The 22,762-nt window shown below is 62.9% G+C and carries 20 protein-coding genes; 17 read left to right on the top strand and 3 right to left on the bottom strand.

Features of this window, described 5'->3' with window-relative positions:
- Position 1 precedes the first annotated feature (1 nt).
- The 12 genes from ACPPVP_RS09760 (at position 2) to ACPPVP_RS09705 (ending at position 13,140) form a co-directional block, all read left to right on the top strand.
- A complete protein-coding gene (locus ACPPVP_RS09760) occupies positions 2 to 883 on the top strand; it encodes an AAA family ATPase (protein WP_426533550.1) in 882 nt (293 codons plus the stop codon).
- Positions 880 to 1,998 carry a vWA domain-containing protein gene (locus ACPPVP_RS09755; RefSeq protein ID WP_426533548.1) on the top strand — a complete coding sequence of 373 codons (1,119 nt, stop codon included), beginning with the start codon at positions 880 to 882 and terminating at the stop codon, positions 1,996 to 1,998. The genes ACPPVP_RS09760 and ACPPVP_RS09755 overlap by 4 nt, the downstream gene beginning before the upstream one ends.
- A complete protein-coding gene (locus ACPPVP_RS09750; RefSeq protein WP_426533546.1) occupies positions 1,995 to 2,885 on the top strand; it encodes an amidohydrolase family protein in 891 nt (296 codons plus the stop codon). Before ACPPVP_RS09755 ends, ACPPVP_RS09750 begins: the two co-directional genes overlap by 4 nt.
- Before the next feature lie 20 nt (positions 2,886 to 2,905).
- The gene (locus ACPPVP_RS09745) at positions 2,906 to 3,754 is read left to right on the top strand and encodes an MBL fold metallo-hydrolase (RefSeq protein ID WP_426533544.1); all 849 of its coding nucleotides are present in this window, start codon (positions 2,906 to 2,908) and stop codon (positions 3,752 to 3,754) included.
- Between the two features lie 19 nt (positions 3,755 to 3,773).
- Positions 3,774 to 5,354: an isochorismatase family protein gene (locus ACPPVP_RS09740; protein WP_426533542.1), complete on the top strand. Its 1,581-nt coding sequence runs from the start codon at positions 3,774 to 3,776 to the stop codon at positions 5,352 to 5,354.
- A 13-nt stretch (positions 5,355 to 5,367) separates the two neighbouring features.
- On the top strand, positions 5,368 to 5,994 hold the full coding sequence (locus ACPPVP_RS09735; protein WP_426533540.1) for an FMN-dependent NADH-azoreductase: 627 nt from the start codon (positions 5,368 to 5,370) through the stop codon (positions 5,992 to 5,994).
- A gap of 319 nt (positions 5,995 to 6,313) precedes the next feature.
- On the top strand, positions 6,314 to 7,462 hold the full coding sequence (locus tag ACPPVP_RS09730) for a YaaC family protein (protein WP_426533538.1): 1,149 nt from the start codon (positions 6,314 to 6,316) through the stop codon (positions 7,460 to 7,462).
- Between the two features lie 150 nt (positions 7,463 to 7,612).
- Entirely contained in the window at positions 7,613 to 8,626 is a 1,014-nt protein-coding gene (locus ACPPVP_RS09725; RefSeq protein WP_426533536.1) for a zinc-dependent alcohol dehydrogenase family protein, read from the top strand.
- Positions 8,627 to 9,019: 393 nt separating this feature from the next.
- Positions 9,020 to 10,060: an efflux RND transporter periplasmic adaptor subunit gene (locus tag ACPPVP_RS09720; RefSeq protein WP_426533534.1), complete on the top strand. Its 1,041-nt coding sequence runs from the start codon at positions 9,020 to 9,022 to the stop codon at positions 10,058 to 10,060.
- Positions 10,061 to 10,109: 49 nt separating this feature from the next.
- Positions 10,110 to 10,790 (top strand): ABC transporter ATP-binding protein, encoded by a 681-nt coding sequence (locus ACPPVP_RS09715; RefSeq protein WP_426537760.1) that lies wholly within the window; start codon positions 10,110 to 10,112, stop codon positions 10,788 to 10,790.
- Entirely contained in the window at positions 10,787 to 11,947 is a 1,161-nt protein-coding gene (locus tag ACPPVP_RS09710) for an ABC transporter permease (protein WP_426533532.1), read from the top strand. Before ACPPVP_RS09715 ends, ACPPVP_RS09710 begins: the two co-directional genes overlap by 4 nt.
- 2 nt (positions 11,948 to 11,949) lie before the next feature.
- Entirely contained in the window at positions 11,950 to 13,140 is a 1,191-nt protein-coding gene (locus ACPPVP_RS09705; protein ID WP_426533530.1) for an ABC transporter permease, read from the top strand.
- Between the two features lie 3 nt (positions 13,141 to 13,143).
- On the opposite strand, the gene ACPPVP_RS09700 is transcribed toward ACPPVP_RS09705, so the two are convergent.
- Positions 13,144 to 14,121 carry a Bug family tripartite tricarboxylate transporter substrate binding protein gene (locus tag ACPPVP_RS09700; protein ID WP_426533528.1) on the bottom strand — a complete coding sequence of 326 codons (978 nt, stop codon included), beginning with the start codon at positions 14,119 to 14,121 and terminating at the stop codon, positions 13,144 to 13,146.
- Positions 14,122 to 14,302: 181 nt separating this feature from the next.
- Between ACPPVP_RS09700 and ACPPVP_RS09695 the strand changes: the two genes are divergently transcribed.
- Together ACPPVP_RS09695 and ACPPVP_RS09690 are read left to right on the top strand one after the other, a co-directional pair.
- Entirely contained in the window at positions 14,303 to 15,274 is a 972-nt protein-coding gene (locus ACPPVP_RS09695) for a LysR family transcriptional regulator (RefSeq protein ID WP_426533526.1), read from the top strand.
- A 285-nt stretch (positions 15,275 to 15,559) separates the two neighbouring features.
- Complete coding sequence (locus tag ACPPVP_RS09690) at positions 15,560 to 18,238, top strand: flavin-containing monooxygenase (RefSeq protein ID WP_426533524.1); 2,679 nt, start codon at positions 15,560 to 15,562, stop codon at positions 18,236 to 18,238.
- 53 nt (positions 18,239 to 18,291) lie between these two features.
- Here the strand turns inward: ACPPVP_RS09690 and ACPPVP_RS09685 are convergent, their stop codons facing one another.
- Positions 18,292 to 18,678: a TfoX/Sxy family protein gene (locus ACPPVP_RS09685; RefSeq protein WP_426533522.1), complete on the bottom strand. Its 387-nt coding sequence runs from the start codon at positions 18,676 to 18,678 to the stop codon at positions 18,292 to 18,294.
- A 166-nt stretch (positions 18,679 to 18,844) separates the two neighbouring features.
- Between ACPPVP_RS09685 and ACPPVP_RS09680 the strand changes: the two genes are divergently transcribed.
- From ACPPVP_RS09680 to ACPPVP_RS09670, 3 genes are all read left to right on the top strand, one after another.
- Positions 18,845 to 19,228 (top strand): nuclear transport factor 2 family protein, encoded by a 384-nt coding sequence (locus ACPPVP_RS09680; protein ID WP_426533520.1) that lies wholly within the window; start codon positions 18,845 to 18,847, stop codon positions 19,226 to 19,228.
- 193 nt (positions 19,229 to 19,421) lie between these two features.
- A complete protein-coding gene (locus ACPPVP_RS09675; RefSeq protein WP_426533518.1) occupies positions 19,422 to 19,922 on the top strand; it encodes an L-2-amino-thiazoline-4-carboxylic acid hydrolase in 501 nt (166 codons plus the stop codon).
- A gap of 83 nt (positions 19,923 to 20,005) precedes the next feature.
- Positions 20,006 to 20,863, top strand: coding sequence for a phytanoyl-CoA dioxygenase family protein (locus tag ACPPVP_RS09670; RefSeq protein ID WP_426533516.1), 858 nt, complete (start codon positions 20,006 to 20,008; stop codon positions 20,861 to 20,863).
- A gap of 121 nt (positions 20,864 to 20,984) precedes the next feature.
- Here ACPPVP_RS09670 and ACPPVP_RS09665 read toward each other — a convergent pair whose 3' ends face one another.
- Positions 20,985 to 22,637: a flavin-containing monooxygenase gene (locus ACPPVP_RS09665; protein WP_426533514.1), complete on the bottom strand. Its 1,653-nt coding sequence runs from the start codon at positions 22,635 to 22,637 to the stop codon at positions 20,985 to 20,987.
- Positions 22,638 to 22,762: the final 125 nt, after the last annotated feature.

Raw genomic sequence — 22,762 nt, 5'->3', positions numbered from 1 at the left:
CATGGCGGTTCGCGGCAACATCGTCGGCATCGACAGCCCCGAGGCGCTCGAACGGGCGTTGCGGACGGCGTATTACCTTGCCGACGACGGCCTCGCGACGGCGGCCTATCTCGGGCTGGCGCTCGGCAAGCCGCTGCTCTTGGAAGGCGCACCTGGCGTCGGCAAGACCGAAGCCGCCAAAGCCATTGCCGCCGTGCTCGGCCGCCGTCTGATCCGGCTGCAATGCTATGAGGGCATCGACGCATCAGCCGCGCTCTATGAGTGGAACTATCCGCGCCAGATGCTCGCGATCCGGCAGGCCGGCGAAGAGAGCATCGACATCTATGGCGAGACGTTTCTGATCGAGCGGCCGATGCTCGCGTCCCTGCGCGCGCCTGACTCCACTGTGTTGCTGATCGATGAAATCGACCGCGCCGACCAGGAGTTTGAGGCGTTCCTGCTCGAATTCCTCTCCGACTTCCAGATTTCGATCCCCGAGCGTGGCACGATCCGCGCCACCGAGCGCCCGGTCGTCGTGCTGACGTCGAACCGCACCCGCGACCTGCACGAGGCGTTGCGCCGCCGCTGCGTCTATCACTGGATCGACTATCCCACCGCTGAGCGCGAGGCGCGCATCGTGATGATGCGGGCCTCGAGCGTCGCCGAATCGACCGCGCGCGCTGTTGTCGCTGCCGTCGGCCGGCTGCGGCGCGAGCCGCTCAGCAAGGCGCCGGGTATTGCCGAGGCGGTGGACTGGGCCGAGGCGGCCACGCTGCTGCACGAGCGCGGCGCGCGCTGGCCCGATGCGTTCAAGCGCTCGATCGGCGTGGCGCTGAAGGACGAGGAAGACCTCACCTACATCTCCGGCCGGCTCGACGCCCTCATTGCGGAGGCTGCGGCGTGAGCGACGAACTTCAACTGCCCCGTCCGGTCCGCGCCTTCGTGTCCTTTGTCGCCCTGCTGCGCATCAACGGTTTTGCGGTAGCTCCGGAACAGACAACGGCATTCCTGGCGGCGATCGAGCTGCTCGGCCCACGCAGCATGGATGCCATCCGCCTCGCGGGATTGGCGACGCTGGCCCCGCCGCCCGAGCGGCGCGCCACCTACGACCGGCTGTTCGATATCCATTTCATCGGCAGCGAAGCGATCGACCATGCGGGCGCGGAAGACGAGGAAGTGGTGCGCCTGCAGGAAGAAGGACGCGGCGAGGACGAAACGCTGCTGGCCGACGAAGCCAACGAGTCCGGGCTTGTTGCCGCACGTGCGGAGGCGCTGGTCGAACGCCGCTTTGCGGCAAGCGCGACCGGGGATGCCCTGCGAAAACTCTCGCGCGAAGCCCCTGCCCGATTGCCGCGACGCCGAGGCCATCGCCGCATGCGCGCCCGCCGCGGCCCGTGGGCCGATCTGCGCCGCACCCTGCGCGAGAGCGTGCGCAACGACGGCGAGGTGCTGCGGCTCGGACGTCTCAAACGGCGCGCCCGGCCGCGCAAGATTTTGTTGCTGATCGACGTCTCCGGCTCGATGAAGGGGCGCACCGACGACAACATGAAGCTCGCGCATGCGCTGTCGCACGCCGCACCCAATGTCGAGGTGTTCACCTTCGGCACCCGTCTCACCCGCGTCACCCGCGCGCTTCGTCTCAAGCGCCGTGAGCAGGCACTGACGGCCGCCGCGCATCTGGTCAGCGACTGGGATGGCGGCACCCGCATCGGCGATGCGCTGCAGGCGTTCCTCGCGGTGCCCCGGTTCGGGTCCTATGCGCGCGGGGCCGCCGTCGTCATCGTCTCCGACGGGCTGGAGCGCGGCGACCCCTCCGCGCTGCGCGATGCCGTCGCCAAATTATCACGACGCGCCTGGCGCCTGAGCTGGCTGACGCCGCTCGCCGCCGGTCCCGGCTTTCAGCCGCAGACCGAGGCGCTGATCGCCATCCGCCGCTTCGTCGATGATCTGGTCGACGGCGGATCGTCAGCCGCGATCGTCTCCCATGTTCTTTCGCTCGCACAAAGGAAGGCCGCGTGACCGAACTCGTCGATGCCCATCATCACATCTGGCGGCAAGCCGACCTGCCCTGGCTCAGCGGCCCGATGCAGCCGCGCATCTTCGGCCCCTATGAGTCGATCCGGCGCGACTATCCGATCCGGGAATATCTCGACGACCTCGCGAGCTCCGGCGTGACGCGCTCGGTCTATGTGCAGACCAACTGGGCCAACGACCGTTTTGAGGTCGAAACAGCGTGGGTGCAAGAGACCGCCAAGGATCACGGCTGGCCGCACGCCATCGTCGCCTATGCTGACTTCAACGTCGACGACGTCCGCCCGCAGCTTGATCGTCTGGCGCGCTATCCGCTGGTGCGCGGCGTGCGCATGCAATTGCACTGGCACGAAAACCCGCTCTATCGCTTCGCCGTCCGGCCGGACCTCTGCGCCGATCCAAAAATCCGACGCAACATTGCCCGGCTCGCCGAGTACGGCTTCAGCTTCGATCTGCAGGTGTTCGCGCCGCAGATGGCCGGTGCCGCGGGCCTCGCCGCAGCCTGTCCTGACGTGACCTTCATCCTGCAGCACGCCGGCATGCTGGAAGACCTCTCGCCCGAAGGCCGCTCCGCCTGGCGCGGTGGAATGAAGCGACTGGCCGCCTGTCCGAATATCGTCTCAAAACTTTCCGGCCTCGGCACCTTCATCCACCGTAACGACCCGGCTCACATATCCGGGATCGTTGCCGACACGGTGGCGATCTTCGGCGCCGACCGCTGTCTGTTCGGCTCCAATTTTCCGATCGAGAAGCTTTGGACCAGCTATCGCGAACTGGTGGATGCCCATCGCGCCGCGACAACCCACCTTCGTGCCGACCAACGCGATGCCGTTCTGAGAACAACCGCCGTCCGTGTTTATCGGTTGGATACTTGAGAGAATTCGGGGAGAGACATATGCCGCTTGAGATCAAGATTTTGGACTATGGAGATATCGAACTGGAATCGAGCTTTCTCGTGCTCGGTCGCGACTGTGGCCGGACCCGCCGTGTCCTGACGCTGGGTTTTCTGATCACCGGCGGTCCCTATCCGGTCGTGGTCGATACCGGATATCGCTCCAACCAGATCATGGAAACGCTCGGCATGCGCGGACTGCAGTTCCACGAGAACATGATCGAGAACCAGCTTGCGCGCCACGGCGTCCGCATGGGCGATGTCCGCTATGTCTGCCACACCCACCTGCACATCGACCACGCCGGCAAGGACGATTTGTTTCCCATGAACACGACGGTCGTGCTCAACCGCAAGGAGCTGGAATATTCCGTTTCCGGATTGATGCACCCGCAATACCCGGCGCCCGACATCAAGCACCTGATCGACCGCCTGCACACCAAGAGCGCGCTGCGCTTTCTCGATCTCGAACTGACCGGCCCGGTCGAGCTGATGCCCGGCGTCTATTGCGACGCCGCCAACGCCCACACCGAAGGCTCGATGAACATTCATGTTCATACCGCCGACGGTATCGCCACCATCTGCGGCGACGTGATCTACGACTTCAACGACCAGATCGTCACGCCCTTCCATGAAATCCACGACGCCGAGCCGCGCACGACAGGTAATCACGGCACCAGCAAGCGAGCGGAGAAAGCCGCGATCAAAAAGCTCCTGAGCAGTTCGCGCTATCTGCTCCCTGTTCACGACCGCCCGGCCAAGATCGAAGGCGGCATGGTAGTCGGCCGGCTGCATGATCAGGTGCCAGGCCCTGTGGTTCAGAGCCTGCCCCAGCGCAGCTGGTTCCCGGCCTGAGCACGGAAAGGACGGACCGATGACGCATGTCACGCTGCGCCCGGAATTCGAAAACCTGATCGACCCCTACGCGCCGGTCGGCCAGGTCGGCACCGGCTTTGATTTCACGGAGGGGCCGATCTGGCATCCGGTCCATCATTATCTGCTGTTTTCGGATATGCCCGGCGATGTGCGGCGGCGATGGGATGCCAAGCGCGGCATCGTCGAGACCAAGCGTCCGTCGAACAAATGCAACGGCATGACCTACGATGCCGAGCTCAACTTGATCGTCTGCGAACATGCCACCTCGTCCTTGATCCGCGAGCGGCCTGACGGAAGGCGCGAGGTGATTGCCTCGCATTTCGAGAATCAGGAGCTCAACAGCCCGAACGATGTCTGCGTGCATTCGAGCGGCGCGATCTATTTCAGCGATCCCTGGTATGGCCGCATGCCGGTCTACGGTGTCGAGCGGCCGCGCCAGCTTGGCTTCCAGGGTGTCTACCGCGTTCCACCGGGCGGCGGCCCGCCAAGGCTCGTGGTCGATCGCCATCTGTTCGACCAGCCGAACGGCCTCTGCTTCTCGCCCGACGAGCGTCTGCTTTATGTCAACGACACCGTGCAGGCGCTGATCCGCGTCTTCGATGTCGAGGCCGACGGCTCGCTCGCCAATGCGCGCGTCTTCGCCAGCGGCATCCGCTCCGAGCTCGAGCCCGGCCTGCCCGACGGCATGAAGTGCGACCAGCGCGGCAATGTCTGGGTCACCGCGCCCGGCGGCGTCTGGGTCTACTCGGCCGCCGGCGAGTTGCTCGGCAAGGTGCGCGTGCCCGAACTCGTCGCCAACCTCGCATGGGGCGGGCCGGATTTTCGCACGCTCTATCTGACCGCCACGCACTCGGTCTATGCGATTCCGGTCAAGGCCGGGCCGCGCCACGAACCCTATATGAGCGGCCGGGCCTCGACCGGTCCCGATACGACCTCCTCCTCTACGCCTGCCTCGCCTCAATTGGCCGGCGGCGACTTGCAGCTCGATCCACGGCGCTGCGCGATGATCATTCAGGATCTGCAGAACGACGTCATCATGGATGGCGGCGCGTTTTCTGACTCCGGCGCTCCCGGCCATGCGCGCCAGCAGCGGGTCGTCGACAATGTCCGCCGCCTCGCCGAAGTCGCGCGGGCGCGCGGCGTCGTCATCATCCATGTCTGGTTCGTCGTCGAGCCGGGCGCGCCCGGCGTCACGCTCAACGCGCCGCTGTTCGAAGGATTGGTCGATAGCGGCGCCATGGTGCGCGGAAGCTGGGGCGCGGCCCCGGTTTCAGGGCTCGAACCCCGCGCCGGCGATTTCGTCGTCGAGAAAATGCGGATGAGCGCGTGGGAAGGCACGCGGCTGGAAACCATCCTCAAGGCGACCGGCCGCGACATGATCATCAATACCGGCGCGTGGACCAACATGTCGGTCGAGCACACCGCCCGCACCGGCGCCGACAAGGGCTACTTCATGGTCGTCCCGGAAGACTGCTGCTCGACCATGAACCCCGACTGGCACAACGCCTCCATCAACTTCGCGATGCAGAACGTGGCCGTCGTCACCAACGCCGATGCGGTCATCAGGGGATTGGGATGAACAGAGCGCGGCCATGCCCAAACTCTTTCACCTGAGCTGCTCGCCGCGCGCGGATTCGGAATCCTCCGCCGGTGCGAAAGTCTTTGTCGACCGCTTCCGCCAGGTCCGGCCGGACTGGGACATCGATGCGATGAACCTGTGGCGGGATCACCTGCCGGAATTCGAGGGTTATGTCCTGGAAGCCAAATACGCCCGCATCGGTGGGCGGGCGTTCACGGATTCGCAGCGCGATGCCTTTGCGGTCACCGAGCGCATCGCGCTCCGCTTCGCGCTCGCCGACCGCGTGCTGATTTCGACACCGATGTGGAATTTCGGCATTCCCTACAAGCTGAAACAATGGATCGACGTGATCACGCAGCCCGGGCTGGCGTTCCGCTTCGATCCGGCGCAGGGCTACCTGCCCTTGTTCAAGGACCGGCCGACGGTCGTGATCATTGCAAGCGGCAGCGATTTCATCACCGGCATGAACCGCGGCCGCATCGACATGGCGACCCCCTATCTGCGCGAAGCGCTTCGCTTCATCGGCATCAGCGACGTGCGTTTCGTGCCGATCGGGCCGACGACCGGGCCGGTGGAGCCGATCCGAACCGCCCGTGAAGGCGCGCATCGGCGGCTGGCGGAAATGGCCACGCGATTCTGATCCCGGCTTGATGTCTCGATAGAGCCGACAAAACGCGATGGAGACTACGGAGCCCAAAAAAAATCTGATGCCTTCCGATTGGGCGGCGGCGACAACAAACTGCCAAGCGAATACTGGCGGCCTGCCCTCTCTCCGTTGTTCAACACGGAGGCCTGCTCTCAGCCTGTGCTAAGGTAACCACGACTGGAGCGGTTTCCCCGATTTCGAACTTCCCGCGCGCGAGGCGCTTGAGCAGGACGGCACACTATAGCAAACCTCACAACTTCTGATAGTCTATCGCTTTCATTCCATTCCGACCACTCCCAAAGAGCTTCCCGCTTTGATCATCACAGTTGTCAAGCAGGTGCGTACTGCAGACCCATCTGCCTATGCATGGGCTACGTTGCGTAAGTTCCAGAATGTGGACTTGGTAGCGAGCAAGATTACAACCCTCCACAACGTTCCGGAAAAGCATCGAGCCGACGTTCGCAAGCAGGCCTTACAAATCAGATATTGCTTACTTCAAGCGCGGGAGTATTTCGCAGCAGCAGCAACGGTGTCGCTCGCTACCAAACCAAATCTTCTTTACTACGGCACGATGAGCTTGGCGCTGGCGGAGATTCTATTCAAACAATCGGGTGATAGCAGCTTGGACAGAGCTAGAGAACAAAATCGTCATCACGGCCTAACAATGACTGTGGCGGGTACACCTAGGCCAGCCTCGCTATCAGAAGCATCTGGATTGCTTAAAGCCTATCCCATGGAGGTCGGAGGCATCAGAAAGGGTACGTTTAATCTCTGGCACCACTGCATACGAGAGCATCCTTTGCCGGGCATTTTGACGCGCTTCTTCCCAGAGGGAGGGTCGACTGACGAATTTGCGAACCTATGGGGAGCTGAAGACAAGCCGTATAAGCCTATCCCATCCACTGGAATATCCTTGGAAGATTGCCTCGCAAGTTTGCCTCTCCTGTTGGAGCATTCGGCATCTTCTGGAGTCTCTCCTAACTTTGTTCGCGGCAGGTGTGCGGCCAACCAATGGATTGGAGACCAGTGGAGACGGCAAAGCATTTTTGTTCTTTATCCAGATAAAAGAATTGGACAACTCTTGGAGGGGATCAAAATCAATCCAAACAAGATCGAACAAATCGATATCAGAGAAATCGGAGAGGGAATACAGGTCACGCTCGAGAACGATTGGGTAAATGGAATGTTCGGATTTCCAGTACCTCCCGGCGCATCAATCAACTCGGAGGAATGGCGAATGTGGACAAACGACCCACCTCTCAACGAATTTGGCTATTATTACGTTGGCCTCTATCTTGCTGGAAACTACGCCCGTTACTATCCCGACAAGTGGCTTAGCGATGTAGAGTTATCTAGCCCTATTTCTCTCGCAATCGAAGAGATGTGCTCCACTGCGGAATGGAGAGTGCCATGGCTAGCACTTTGTGAGTTAGACCAGACATTGTACGTCAATGAGGCTTGAGACCGGAACTTTTTCGTTCAGCTTTGCCAGTGTCGCAACTACCGTGGCCAGAGTTATTGCCCCACTGACGCCTCAAAGAGGCCGGGTTGGCGGAACCGGAACATTTGCTGCAATACTGCGCTTGTCCGGCTGTGGCGAAGGAGAATCCCGTTGAAGTGCTACGAGCTACAGGGACCGAACGGAATCGATGGACTTGCCCTTGTCGACAAGCCCGTGCCGGAGCCCGGCGCGGGCGAGGTGCTGGTTCGGCTCAAGGCGGCAACGCTGAACTATCGCGATCTTCTTACCGTCAAGGGCGGTTACGGCTCGCGTCAGAAGTTTCCGCTGGTGCCGGTGTCCGACGGCGCCGGCGTAATCGAGCGGATCGGTCCGGGCGTGCGCGAGTTCGCAGCCGGTGACCGCGTCATCGGCAGTTTCTTCGAAAGCTGGATCAGTGGCGAACCCAGCGAAACGAAGATGCGCTCGGCCCTCGGCGGCTCGGTGGACGGCGTTCTCACGGAGTATCGGATCTTTCCAAAGCACGCGCTGGTTAGAACGCCGGAGCACCTCAGCGACACCGAAGCCGCTGCGCTGCCCTGCGCCGGCGTCACGGCCTGGAGCGCGGTGATAAAACTCGGCGGCATAAAACCCGGCCAGACCGTTCTGACGCAAGGCACCGGCGGCGTGTCCCTCTTCGCCATTCAGTTTGCAAAAATGTGCGGCGCGCGCATCATCGCGACTTCATCCAGCAACGCCAAGATCGAACGCCTCAAAAACCTCGGCGCCGACTTTACGCTGAACTACAAGGCGACACTCGACTGGGGAAAGAGAGCCCGCGAGTGGAGCGGCCAAGGCGTCGACCTGGTCGTCGAGGTGGGCGGCGTCGGTACGCTGAACGAATCGATCCGGGCGACCAGGATCGGCGGCACGATTGCCTTTATCGGCGTGCTCGCCGGACCGCCGCCGTCCAACTCGCGGCTCCCGTTGATGGTCATGCAGCAGCAACGGCTGCAGGGCGTCACCGTCGGATCGGTCGAGGATCTCCAGGCGATGGCAAATGCCATCTCGGCAACCCGCATGAAGCCGGTCGTCGACAGGATTTTTTCGTTCGACCAGGTGAAACAGGCGTTTGCCCATATGGAGAGCGGTGCGCATTTCGGCAAAGTGGCGATTGCGATCGGCTGAGCGCGACATTTCGCCATCGACGATTCCTGCGACTGGTTCCGACTGCAAGGTTTTGCCGAGTTTCGAGCGCATTTGGGCATCGGCAGGCTTCTGCGGAGGATCCTCGAAGCTCATGGCCACAACTGGCAACACGAAGCGTACAACTGTTGCTGGTTTCGGGAATTGCCACCGTCGCCATTAGGCTTTAAATTCCTGCCGCTCGCCTCGTCGAAAGACGGGCGCCGCCCGGCGCTCGCGAGAGCTCAACGGGATTGCAACCGAGCTGGGGTCGCCGCCTTACGGAAAGCTTGAGGCCTCCCCCTTCTATGGCGAGACATGTGAACCGGCCGTGAGCGGGACCGCCAGCGCGAGAAATGATGCCGCCCGCGCGGAAGTGGCCGGATGGAATGAACGATGACCGAAGACAAGAGCAAATTGCTGAGATCGCTGACCATCGATCGCAGCGCCAGCATTGCGGAGCGGCCGAACCGCCGCTGGCTGCCGATCTCGGCGGCCATCATCGCCTGCGTCGTCGGATTCGGCGCCTTTGCCGCTTTTGAGTTACGCAGGCAGGACCCGCCCAAAGAGACCGGATCGCAGACAGCGCAACAACCTCACCAGCCGGCCACGAATAACAAGACGGCCGGCAATCTGGCGGCCTCCGGCTATGTGGTGGCGCGCCGCAAGGCAACCGTCGCGGCCGAGATCACCGGCAAGGTGGTCGAGGTCTTCATCGACGAGGGCATGACGGTGACCGAGGGCCAGGTCGTCGCGCGGCTCGACAGCGTGCTTGCCGAAAGGGACTACGAGCTGGCCCGCTCGCGCGTCGAGACCGCCGATGCCGCGATCGCCGCGATCACCGCCGATCTGGAAGACGCGACCCGGATCATGACGCGCGTCCAGACACTCTCGCAAAAGAATTTCGCCACCGAGGCCGACCTGACCAAGGCGCAGGCCCGGGTCGGCGTGCTCAGCGCACAATTGCGTCAGGCGCAGTCGCAATTCGAGACCGCAAAAATCGACGCCAGGCGCAGCGCCTCGATGCTGGACAAGCACCAGATCCGGGCGCCGTTTGCCGGCGTCGTCGTCGACCGCAGCGCGCAGCCCGGCGAGATGATTTCACCGATGTCGGTCGGCGGCTACACCCGCACCGGGATCTGCACCATCGTCGACATGGATTCGATCGAAATCGAAGTCGACGTCAACGAAGCCTTTATCGGCCGCGTCGTCGCCGGAGGCGCCGTGAACGCGATGCTGGATGCCTATCCGGACTGGACCATTCCCGCCTCTGTTATCGCGATCGTGCCGACCGCGAACCGCGAGAAGGCCACGGTCAAGGTGCGCATCCGCTTTGAAAAGAAGGACCCGCGCATCCTGCCCGACATGGCGGTAAAGGTGAACTTTCTGGCTGACGCCAAGGCAAAGGGCACCGCCGAGACCACCGCCGCGAACTAGCTTCCAGCCGGAATCCCAAAAGGAGACAAGCGTGACAGCCGAACAACCGATGGTTCGCCTTACCGGCGTAAGCAAACGTTTCACCAAGGGCAAGGAAACGATCTCGATCTTCGATCATCTCGATCTGGCGATCCCCCGCAGCGATTTCATCGCCGTCATGGGGCCGTCCGGTTCGGGCAAGACCACGCTGCTCAACCTGCTGGGCGGCATCGACCGCGCCGACGCCGGCGAGATTGCGGTTGCGGATCACCGCATCGATGGTCTCTCCGAGGGCGAACTTGCCGCCTGGCGCGCCGCCAATATCGGCTTCATCTTCCAGTTCTACAATCTGATGCCGATGCTGACCGCGGCGCAAAACGTCGAACTGCCGCTGCTGCTCACCAAATTGAACCGCAAGGAGCGCGCCGAGCGTGTTCAGACCGCGCTTTCCGTGGTCGGGCTCGCCGATCGCATAAAGCACCGTCCGCGCGAAATGTCGGGTGGACAGCAGCAGCGCGTCGCGATCGCGCGCGCCATCGTCTCGGATCCGAACCTGCTGCTGTGCGACGAGCCGACCGGCGATCTCGACCGCCAGTCCGCCGATGAGATCCTTTCGATCCTGCAACTGCTCAATGGCGAGCTCGGCAAGACCATCGTGATGGTGACGCACGACCCCGCTGCGGCAAACTACGCCAAGCGCGTCCTGCATCTCGACAAGGGCCGGTTCGTCGAACGGGAGCTTGCCGCGTGAACGATTTCGACCTGGTCCGGAAAAACCTGTTTCGCCGCAAATTGCGCGCGAGCCTGATGATCGTGTCGATCCTGATCGCCTTCATGATCTTCGGCGTGCTCGCCGGTTTCTACCGCGCCTTCACAGCTGGCGAGGATCGCGCCGCCGCGGACCGGATGATCACCGTCAACAAGATCAACTTCACCCAGCCGATGCCGATTGCCTATTTCAACCGTGTGAAAGCGGTCGAGGGTGTCCGGCAGGTGACCTTCGCCAACTGGTTTGGCGGCTATTACCAGGATCCGAAGAACTTCGTCATGGCGCTTGCGATCGAGCCCGGCACCTATTTCGACGTCTACCGCAGCGAATTCGATGTTCCACCCGACCAGCTTCAGGCCTTCACCCGCGACCGCGGCAGCGCTGTGGTCGGCGAAAAACTGGCGCAGAAATGGGGCTGGAAGATCGGCGACCGCATTCCCATTCAGAGCAACATCTTCAGCCAGAAGAGCGGCGGCCACACCTGGGACCTCACCATCGCCGGCATCGTCAAGGGCAAGCTCGAGCACGTCGATACCAATTTCCTGCTGTTTCAGTACCCCTATTTCGACGAGACCCGCAGTTTCGGCAAGGACACCATCGGCTGGCTGATCCTTCAGACCACCTCGCCCGAAAACAACGATCGCGTGGCAAAGACGATCGACGCGATGTTCGCCAATTCCACCGCCGAGACCTCGACCGACACCGAAAAGGCGTTCGGACAAGCGTTCGTGGCGCAGTTCGGCAACATCGCGCTGATCGTATTTCTCGTCGTCGGCGCGGCCTTCGTCACGATCCTGATGATCGTCGGCAATACCATGGCGCTGTCGATCCGGGAGCGCACGCGTGAGATCGGCGTACTGAAGACGCTCGGCTTTTCAGGCCCGCGGATTCTGACAATGGTGCTTGGTGAATCCGTGTTGCTGGCGCTGCTCGGCGGCATTCCTGGCCTCGCGATTGCGGCGCTGATCGCCATGGCGCTCCGCGCGAGCCTCGCCAACGTCGCGCCCGCTTTTGCGGTATCGCCGACGATAGCCCTTCAAGGCGTGGCGCTGATGATCGCGCTTGGGCTGATCACGGGGATCATTCCGGCGCTCAATGCGATGCGCCTCAAAATCGCAACCGCGCTTGGACGGGGATAGGCATGCGTTCGCTCTGGCTTCAAGTGGCGGCGGTCACATCAATCAATCTCAAGAGCATTGCGCAGCGGCGCTGGCTCTCGCTCTCGACGGTTATCGCGATCGCGCTAGTCGTGATCGTGCTGCTTGCATTCCTGGCGATGGCCAATGGCTTCCAGCGCACCATCGCGGGAGCCGGCGCCGATGACATCGCGATCGTGCTGCGGGCCGGCTCGCAGGCCGAAATCAACAGCACGGTGAGCCGCGATCAAGTGCGGCTGATCGAGGACGGGCCCGGCATCGCGCGCGGCAGCGACGGCAAACCGCTGATCTCGCCTGAACTCTATCTGGTGGTCGATGGCCTCAAGCGTTCGACCAGGACCAAAGCCAACCTGCCGCTGCGCGGAATCGGCGAACAGGGTTCTGAGTTACGCAAGGGCATCACCATCACCGAAGGCCGCATGTTCAGTCGTGGCAGCAATGAGGTGGTGGTCGGCAAGGCATTGCAGCGGCAGTTCGAGGGATTCGACCTCGGCTCTACCGTGTCGTTCGGCGCAACGCGCTGGAACGTCGTCGGCGTGTTCGACGCGGGCGGCAGCGTGTTCGAATCCGAAATCTGGGCCGATCTCAACGTGGTGCAGAGCCTGTTCAACCGCAACAACGTCGTCCAGACCGTGCGCGCGCGCCTTACCGGGCCGGCCGCGCTCAATGAACTCAAAACCTACAGCGACAACGATCCGCGATTGAAACTCGACGTCAAATCCGAGGCCGCCTACTTCGCCGAACAGGCCTCGCAGACATCGGACCTGATTCAGAAACTCGGCTGGCCGCTCGCGATCGCGATGGCGCTGGGCGCAGTCGCCGGCGCGCTCAACACGATGTACTCGTCGGTCGCATCACGCGCGACGGAAATCGCAACGCTGCGCGCCATCGGTTTCGGCGGCTTCCCCGCCTTTGTCGGAACGCTGGCCGAATCGCTGTTGCTCGCGGTCATCGGCGGCCTGTTAGGGGCAGCCGCCACCTATTTGATTTTCGACGGTGTCACCGCCTCGACCCTTGGCGGCAATTTCACGCAGGTGGTGTTCGACTTCAAGCTCAGTCCCTGGCTGATCGCCGAGGGCGTCGCGCTTGCCCTGATCGTGGGCCTGATCGGGGGGCTGTTTCCCGCGCTGCGGGCCGCGCGATTGCCGATCGTCGAGGGCCTTTACTCCCATTGAATTCTATTCTCCCTTCAGCCCTGCGGCGCGGATCACCTCGCCCCATTTGCGGGTCTCGTCGTCGATGAACTTGCCGAACTCGTCCGCCGTGCCGGGGCGCGCTTCCAGTCCCTGCGCGATCAGCTTCTGCTTCACCTCGGGATCGGCAAGCGCGCGAATGACCTCCGCCTGCAGGCGGTCGACGATCGGCTTCGGCGTTGCCGCCGGCGCCATGAAGCCGTACCAGCCCGAAGCGACCACGTTGGAAAGGCCCTGCTCACGCAGGGTCATGGCTTCGGGATAGATCGGGCTGCGCTCGGCCGACGCTACGCCCAAGACCCGCAACGCGCCGCTCTGGATATGCGGCAAGGCGGTGCTGAGCGCGGTCAATGTTGCGTCGAGACGGCTCGCCAGCAATTCCGTGTAGGCCATGTTGTCGCCGCGGAAGGGAACGATGAGGCCCTTGACGCCGGCGTCCCTGAACAGCAACTCGGCGGCCAGATGCGGCTGCGAACCTGCCCCCGGCGAGCCGAAGGTCAGGCCTTCGGGCTTCGACCTGCCGTACTCGATCATCTCCTGAAGCGTCCTGAACGGCGCCTGCGCATTCACCACCAGAAACAGCGGCGCCAGCATCGCCATCGCCACCGGCTGCAAATCCTTGCGGTTGTAGTTCAGCTTCTCGAACAGGGCTTCCGCCGTCGCAAACGGTGCTGCCGCGTAGAGGAACGTGTATCCGTCCGGCGCGGCGCGCGCGACCAGTTCGTTGGCGACGCGGGTGCCCGCCCCTGCCTTGTTCTCGACAATGAACTGCTGGTTGAGGCTGCGCCCGAACTGCTCGGCCAGGATACGCAGCGAGATGTCGCTGGCCCCACCCGCCCCATAGGGCGACACCAGCCGCACGATCCTCGACGGCCAATCGCCTTCGGCAAACGCCGAAAGGGACGGACCTGCGGCGAAGCCGGCGGCAATGGTCCCCAGCAGGGTTCGGCGTGTGATTTTCATGAATGCCTCCTGGGAAGAAGAGCCGCCAGGAGTGGCGGCTAGTCCATCCCGTTTTCGTCGGGCCGCGTTTGGCGCGATCGCATTGCTGGATCGCCGGGCCTTCGTCTTATCGAAGCCAACGATAGAGACGCCCTTTCTATCGAACAATGTGTATTTTTTGACCGATTGATAAGCTTGGCCTATGAATATCGAAACGACGCTGGGGACCTGCGACATGGCGATGGATGTGACCCTGCGGCAGTTGCGCGCCTACCTCGCCGTGCTGGAGGCCGCCAGCTTCTCGGAAGCGGCCAAGGCCATGCATTTGTCGCAGGCGGCGCTCTCGGGCCTGATCAAGGAACTTGAAAACCGCGTCGGCGTCCGCCTGCTGAACCGCACGACGCGAAAAGTTTCGGCGTCAAGCGTCGGCGAGACCTTTGCCCCGATGGCGCGGCGGGTGCTGTCGAGCCTGGACGAGGCGCTCGACAACCTCACCAATCTCAAGGAGCTCCGCCGCGGGCTGGTGCGGGTCGCCGCCCCCGAAACGCTCTCCTGCACGCTGCTGCCGGAACTCATCGCCGGATACAACAATAGCCATCCCGGCGTCGACGTCCGCTTCGACGACGTGCCGATCCAGGAGGTGCTGGCGGGCCTGCAGAACGGCTCTGCCGACATCGGCTTCGGCCCGGCCGGCGTCGTCCCCGATCAATCGGTGGAAGTGCACATGATCTGCGCCGACCCGCTCTTTGTGGCGTTACGCAGCGACGACCCGCTGGCAAAAGGCAAGTCGGTCAGTTGGAAGGATCTGCGCGAGCGGCCGCTGCTCAACTACATGCCCAACATCGCCATCAATGTGTTGAGCAACATACCGCCCCGGCATCACCCGAAGGAGTTGGTGCCGGTGCACCGCGTCAACACGGCATTATCGATGCTGCGGGTGAGACAGGGCGCCGTGATCTGCCCCTCGATGGCGGAACCGCTGGTGCGCGGCTTCGGGCTGACGTTCCTGCCGCTGCTGCAGCCGGCCGTCAAATGGAAGATCGCGATGTTCGTCCGAGACAGCGCCTCGCTCTCGCCCGCCGTGGAGAGCTTTCGCGATTTCACGCTGGATTTCAGTCCGAACTGGGCGGCAGGCGGAAATCGCCGCCTCAGCGAACGGCGCAAGCGCGTGTAGCGAGGAGCGCGCGGCACACTCAGTGTCGTCGTCCCTGCGAACGCAGGGACCCATACCGCGTGATCCATCGAGGGAGAGCCGTCGCAGACGCCCTGCGTTAGCCCACACCGTTGTCAGTTGCTGAAGCAAAGCCGTCTCCCCTCGTTCCGACGGCCGCGGCGTATGGGTCCCTGCGTTCGCAGGGACGACATCGAGGAAACATCCAACGATTGCATTTGTCCTGATGACAAACCGAATACGCGGCAGTAGCCTGTCCCAAAATATAAAACACATGGGAGGAGTGGCATGCCAGACGCAGCGGTCGCAGCTCGTTCTTCTGAATCAAACAACAATGGCGCAACGCAACAGGTCGATGTTGCCGTCGTTGGCGCCGGATTTGCCGGCCTCTATCTCCTGCATCGCCTGCGCAAGGCCGGCTTCGCCGCTGTGATAATCGAGGAGGCCGGCGACGTCGGCGGCACATGGTACTGGAACCGCTATCCCGGCGCACGCTGCGACATCCAGACCATCGACTACGGCTACACGTTCGATCCCGAACTCGATCGCGCCTGGACCTGGTCGGAAAAATACGCCACGCAACCGGAAATCCTGCGCTATTTCGGCTTTGTCGCCGATCGTTATGACCTCCGTCGCGACATCCGCTTCGACACCAAGGTCAAGGCTGCCAACTGGGATGATACCAACGAGCGCTGGCAACTCTTAACCGACAACGGTGCGAGCATATCCTGCCGCTATTACATCATGGCGACCGGCTGTCTCTCCACGCCAAAGCCGCCGGAGATCGACGGCGTCAAGGATTTCAAGGGCGCGGTCTATTTCACCGGACGCTGGCCGCACGATGGCGTCAATCTCGCAGGCAAGCGCGTCGCCGTGATCGGGACGGGATCATCGGGCATCCAGTCTATACCGCTGATCGCGGAGCAGGCTGCGCATCTGACCGTGTTCCAGCGCACGCCGAATTTTGCGCTGCCCGCGCATAACGGTCCATCGCCCGACGATCGCAAGACCTACTTTGAGGCCGACCGCGCCGCCTATCGCGAACAGGCGCGCTGGTCTCTCGCCGGCGTGCCGTATCCGCAAGAGACGGCGGTGAGCTGGCAATTGAGCGATGCCGAGCGCCGCGAGCGCTTCGAGAAAGCCTGGGCGGCCGGCGATCTCGTCCACATCCTGACCCAGTTGTGGGCCGACCAGGCCGTCGATTTCGACGGCAACGCGCTGATCGGCAAGTTGATTCACGAGAAGATAAGCGCCGTAGTGAAGGACGACGAGACAGCCGCGGCGCTGAGCCCGCATGACCATCCATTCGGCGCCAAGCGGCCCTGCCTCGATACCAACTACTATGCGACCTACAACCGTTCCAATGTCACGCTGGTGAACCTGCGGCAAGAACCGATCAAGGCCATCACCGCTTCCGGCATCGTCACCGACAAGCGCAGCGTCGATGTCGACGTCATCGTGTTCGCGACCGGATTCGACGCCATGACCGGCGCGATCATGGCGGTGCATCCAATCACCGGACGCGCCGGCAAGTCCTTGTCGAGCGTCTGGGCCCAGGGACCGCAGACCTATCTCGGCCTCACGGTCGCGGGCTTCCCCAACCTGTTCATGATCACCGGTCCCGGCAGCCCGTCGGTGCTGTCGAACATGGCCGTGTCGATCGAGCAGCATGTCGACTGGGTGGTCGATCGCCTCGCGGCGTTGCGCGAAGCCGGCTTCACGACCATGGAAGCAACCGAAACCGCGCAGGCCGGCTGGGCGCAGCACATGGCCGACTGCTCGATGGTGACGCTGCATCGGCTGGCCAACACCTGGTACACGGGCGCCAATGTTCCCGGCAAGGTGCAGGGCTTGATGCCTTATACGGGCGGTGTCGGCCCCTACCGCAGCATCTGCAACGAGATCGTCACCCGCGGCATGCTGGGCTTCAAACTCAACGGCCCTGATGTTGCCGAGCAATGCAACGATGGCGAGGTGGTTCGCCTGCAGCCGGACGTGCGGCTGGTGCTGGGCATGCTGGCGGAGATGAACCTGCCGCAAATCGAGTCGCTGGGCGCGCAAGGCGCGCGCGACTTCATCACCGAATTCAACAAGGGCCGTCCTGCCGGCCGCCCGGTCGGCGAGGTCGGCAGCGGCGCGCTGCAGGGCGCCGACGGGCCGCTACCCTATCGTCTCTACCGGCCGGCAACGCCGGGGCCGCATCCGATCGTGGTCTATTTCCATGGCGGCGGCTGGTTGCTGGGCGACGAGCAGTCGGATGATCCGTTCTGCCGCGACCTCTGCCGCCGCAGCGGCATGATCGTGGTCAGCGTCGGGTACCGCCATGCGCCCGAGCATCGCTTCCCGGCGGCGGCCGAGGATGGCTATGCGGCGACGCGCTGGATCGCCGAGCATGCCGCCGACCTCGGCGGACGGCCCGGCCCAGTGCTGGTCGCAGGCTGGAGCGCCGGCGCCAACATCGCGACTGTCACCTGCCAGTTGGCGCGCGATCGCGGCGGCCCGCAGATCGCGGGCCAGCTCCTGGTGTGCCCGGTCACCGATTGCCGGTTCGACCGTCAATCCTACACCGACAACGCGGTCGGCTATTTCCTGACGCGCGCGCTGATGTTCTGGTTCTGGGACATCTATTGTTCGCCCGCCGACCGCACCGATCCGCGCGCCTCGCCCCTGCGCGGCAACCTTGCGAACCTGCCGCCGGCATTCGTGGCGACCTGCGAGTTCGATCCGCTGCGTGACGAGGGCATCGAATACGCCGAAGCGCTTGCTGCCGCTAATGTTCCAGTCGAGCAATTGCAGGCGCGCGGCCACATCCACTCATCGCTGGTGATGGTGGACGTGGTCATTACCGGTGTCAGCGCACGTGTGAAAATGGCGGAAGCCCTGCGCGGCTTTGCGGGGCTGCCGCGAAAACTGGAAGCGAGTGGCGAGGACGTCCCGCCGATCGCGGTGAACGCTGCCGCAGGGTAGCGCGCAAGACAGGCAATGGCTGGGCGGCCTGAGTATCTCTCAGGCCCGGTCGCTCACGAACGTTTGCGTTGCCTTGGCGCCTTGGGCTGCTTCGGCGCCGGCCTCTTGGCCGCGATCCGGTGTGCGGCCGCCAGCGCGGCTTGTGCCCATGCGATGAACTCGTCGGGTTCGTCGAACAGCCGCTCCGGCACGCGCCAGAATGCAAGGTCTATGATCTCGCCTTTCTTCGCGTAGTTGAGCGGCGGAAACGCCTCGGCTTCCCTGAACGTCTCCCGGTTCTGGTCGTCGACCCGGAAATAGAGCGTGTTCTCCGTCACCATCCCCAGCATCACGCCGTCGCAGAACACGCCGCTCTTGCCGAACATGCGCCGCAGGGTGACACGGCCGAGCGGCGCGAGCTGTTCGCGCAGAAACTCGGCATAGGTTTCGCTGGCAACCATCGTTCTATTCGGCCTGGTTCAAACCCGGTCCGCACCGCTTATTCGCGGCATCCGGCAGACTGTCATGCAATAGATTTTCTAGGTCAACCGCCCAATGGATTTCGCTTATTGTCGCCGTGACATCGGCAATATCCGGACTCAAACAAAACATCGGAAATCAACCCTCATGACCAGTACAGACGACGCCAAAGCCATCGAAAGCGTGATCCAGTCCTACCTCGACGGTCTCCATGAGGGCGACGCCGACAAGATTGCCAGTGCTTTTCATCCGACCAGCGCGCTGACCAGCGTCGCGGACAATGGTGAACTGACGATCACGCCGCGCGACGTCTGGCTGACCAACGTCCGCAACAGACCGTCGCCGAAGCAACGGGACCTGCCGCGCCACGATCAGGTGCTGTCGATCGACCTCGTCGGTCCGACGATGGCCTACGTCAAGCTCAAATGCGCGATCCCGCCCCGCTTCTTCACCGACCAGCTCTCGCTGCTGAAGATCGATGGCCGCTGGCAGATCGCGCAAAAGGTTTTTATGACCGAGCTGCGGGAGTGATCTCTGTCTATTCCCTCTCCCCGCTCTTGCGGGGAGAGGGTTAGGGTGAGGGGCTCTCTCTCCGCGCGGTGAGGATTATCGATAGACCTGTACCCCCTCACCCGAATTCTCGCTCTGCGAGAATTCGACCTCTCCCCGCAAGCGGGGCGAGGTTGGAGAGGAGCGCCCGTCATAATATGGAAGGAGGCCAGCGATGAACGTACTCGACGATTACATGGTTGATCCCCGCCTGTCGCTGCTGGACAAGACGCGGATCCAGGCCCAAGTGCTGGTGCCTGTGCTGCGAGCATTGCGCGCGGAACTCGGAAGAGAAAAGGCCGACGCGATCGTCAGGCAAGCCCTGCGCGACTGGTCGAAACAACTGTTCGCCGTCGTGGGCGAGAGTGTGGAGGGCAGCCCGCGGCGCAAATGGGCGGCTATGCACACGGCGCTCGCCGAAGTCACCGAACGGGAAGTGACGTTTGAAATGCGCCGGAACGACAAGGAAGCACTGGAATTCGACGTCACGCATTGCCGTTTCGCGGAATTCTTTCATGCGCTCGGCGAGCCCGAGCTCGGCGCGCTGCTGGTCTGCGCCACCGATTTCGATATCGTTGCGTCCGGCGGCAGCGAGGTCGGCCTCACGCGCGACCAGACCCTGATGCAGGGCGCGCCGAGCTGCACGTTCCGCTACAGGTTCGCGCCACGATCATAAATACCTCGTGAAAAACGCCCTCAATTGCGTATGATGTTTCGCAAGGAAGCCGTGATCTTACCGGCTCGCAAGGGAGAGCGCCGATGGCAGCGACAGCGGAGCAAGCGTCACCCTGGCTCAAGGGGCGATCATTCGCTTCCTTGAGGGACGAGTTCGACCGCAGCGGTTACCTGATCTTCGAGCGCGTTCTGGCCCCCGACCGCGTCGCCGAACTCCGCGCGGCGCTGGCGCCGCATCTGGCGCGCGATCTGCTCGGCCGCAACGATTTTGAAGGCACCAAAACCAACCGCGTCTATGCCCTGCTGGCGAAATCGCCTGTCTTCGCCGAGCTCGCGGTCCATCCGCTCGCGATGGCTTTTGTCGAAGCCGAACTCGGCGAGAGCTGTCTATTATCCGCCATGCTCGCGATCAACCTGCATCCCGGCGAGACGGTGCAGCCCTGGCACTTCGACGACGGCGGCATCAAGATTCCGCGGCCCCGCCCGGCCCTCGGCATCTCTACGTTCTGGGCCATCGACGACACGACCGAGCAAAATGGCGCCACCGAAATCATTCCGGGAAGCCATCTGTGGGACGGGCAATATATCGAGGGCGCGCTGCAGCCTGCTCATTTCACCCACCAGGCCGGTCACGAAGAGGGAAACCGGCCGGATGCTGTCAAGCTGACCATGCCATCGGGATCGCTGGCCATCACCAAGGGAACGCTGTGGCACCGTGGCGGCGCCAACCGGTCAGACCGGCCGCGCCTGATCATCACGCCGCAATATTGTGTGGGCTGGGTGCGGCAGCTCGAGAACATGGCGCTCGCCGTGCCTGCCGAAATGGCGAGCCAATTGCCGGAGCGCGCCCGCGAGCTGATCGGCTATTCGATCCATCCGCCGTTCATGGGATATGTCGACGGCGTCCATCCGAGAAGGCTGCTGCGGACGCAGACGACGTGATGTTGGCGAACGCACGAGCGGAACGATAGAACGCGTAGGATGGGTAGAGCGCAGCGAAACCCATCGCCTGGCTCTTCGAAGATGATGGGTTTCGCTGCGCTCTACCCATCCTACGAACTCGTTACTCTGCGGCGGTTGCCGCCCGCGCGTCTGCGTCGAACACGACGCCCTCGTATTCCTTCTGTGCAACGTCGGTGATCGCCGCAACGTATTTCGGCGTACCGCCATTATAAACGAGATAGCGCGTCTTGCCGTGCTCATGGCCGGGAATGTTGGAATTGTAGCCGGTGAACCACGACTTGGCTTTACGCATCAGCATGATGGCGTACATCTTGGTCACATGGGCGGTCCAGCGCGCCTGAGCCTCTGCTGTCGGTTCGGCCCGCGTGTAGCCGCGGCGCCAGATGTGCTGGAGCAGGCCCATGCACCAGCCGACGCCGTTCTCGATGCCGCGCGGAAAATTCGTCGAGGCCGAACCGCTCTGCGGCCCGGTCGGCATCAGCAGGTTCGGAAAACCATGCGCCATCATGCCGAGAAAGGTCGAAGGTCCGTCACGCCATTGCTCGGCCAGCTTCACCCCGCCGATGCCGGTAATGTCGATCGCATCGAATGAACCGGTGATGGCGTCGAAGCCGGTGGAATAGACGATGATATCGAGCTCGTACTCGCGCGCGGTGGTGCGCAGGCCGGTGTCGGTCACGCGCTCGAGCGGCGTCTCGCTGAGGTCGACGAGGTGCACATTGTCGCGGTTATAGGCCTCGAAGTAATTGGTCTCCAGCGGCACGCGCTGCACGCCGAAACCGTGGTCTTTCGGAATCAGCTTCTCCGCCGTCACCGGGTCCTTGACGCGCCGCCGGATGCGGTCAGCAATGTAGGCGGAAAATTCGGCGTTGGCCGCCTCGTCGGTAAAGATCTCGCGAAAATTGCTCAGCCAGATGCCGAAGCCGGGCTCGTCATAGAGTTTGTCCCACAGCGCGATCCGCTCTTCGGGCGTGACCTCGTAGAAGCCACGCCGGTCCGGCTCATGCTCGAACCCGCCGGGCGTGCGGGTGCATGCGGCGAAAATCTCGTCGTAGCGCGCGCGGATGTCGGCCATCTCCGTCTCGGAGATCGGCCCATTGTTGAGCGGCGCGCTCCAGTTCGGACGCCGCTGAAACACCGTGAGCTCGCCGACCTTGTCCGCGATCTCGCCGATCACCTGGATCGCGGTGGCGCCGGTGCCGATGATGCCAACCTTCTTGCCGGCCAGCTCGACCGGCTCATGCGGCCAATGAAACGTGTGGAATGAACGCCCCTTGAACGTTTCCATGCCTTCCAGGCGCGGCAGCGTCGGTATCGCAAGCAACCCGACCGTGAGAATAACGAACCGGCAGGTCAGTTCACGGCCATCGTCGAGCCTGAGCCGCCACAGATGATGTGCTTCGTCGAAGACCGCCGCCGCCACCTTGCGGTTGAAGCGCATGTATTTGCGCAGGTCGAACTTGTCGGCGACGTAGTTGAGGTAGCGCAGGTTCTCCGGCTGCGCCGAAAACCGCTCCTTCCAGTGCCACTCGTTGAGCAGCTCTTTCGAAAATGAATAGCCGTAGGTGTAGCTCTCGGAATCAAAGCGCGCGCCCGGATAACGGTTCCAGTACCAGGTTCCGCCGAGGTCGGGGGCGGCATCCAGCACCAGCGCGTCCACCCCGAGATCGGCCAGCCGCTTGATCTGGTAAATGCCCGACACGCCCGCGCCGACGACAACGACCTCGTAATGCGACTTGATGTCCCCGGTCATGCGCGGCTTCCCGTTGTTGTTTCTTGGACGATTTTGGCGCAGTCGGGTTCGACTATACCCAATAATTCGCGTCATGCACTTGCGTCAGGATGCCGGGTTGCATCGCAAAAACGGCCGCTCAAACA

This window comes from Bradyrhizobium sp. McL0615, assembly GCF_049993905.1.
GTDB lineage: Bacteria > Pseudomonadota > Alphaproteobacteria > Rhizobiales > Xanthobacteraceae > Bradyrhizobium.
The sequence above is the reverse complement of the archived record's forward strand: the minus strand, read 5'-3'. Positions and strand labels throughout refer to the sequence as shown.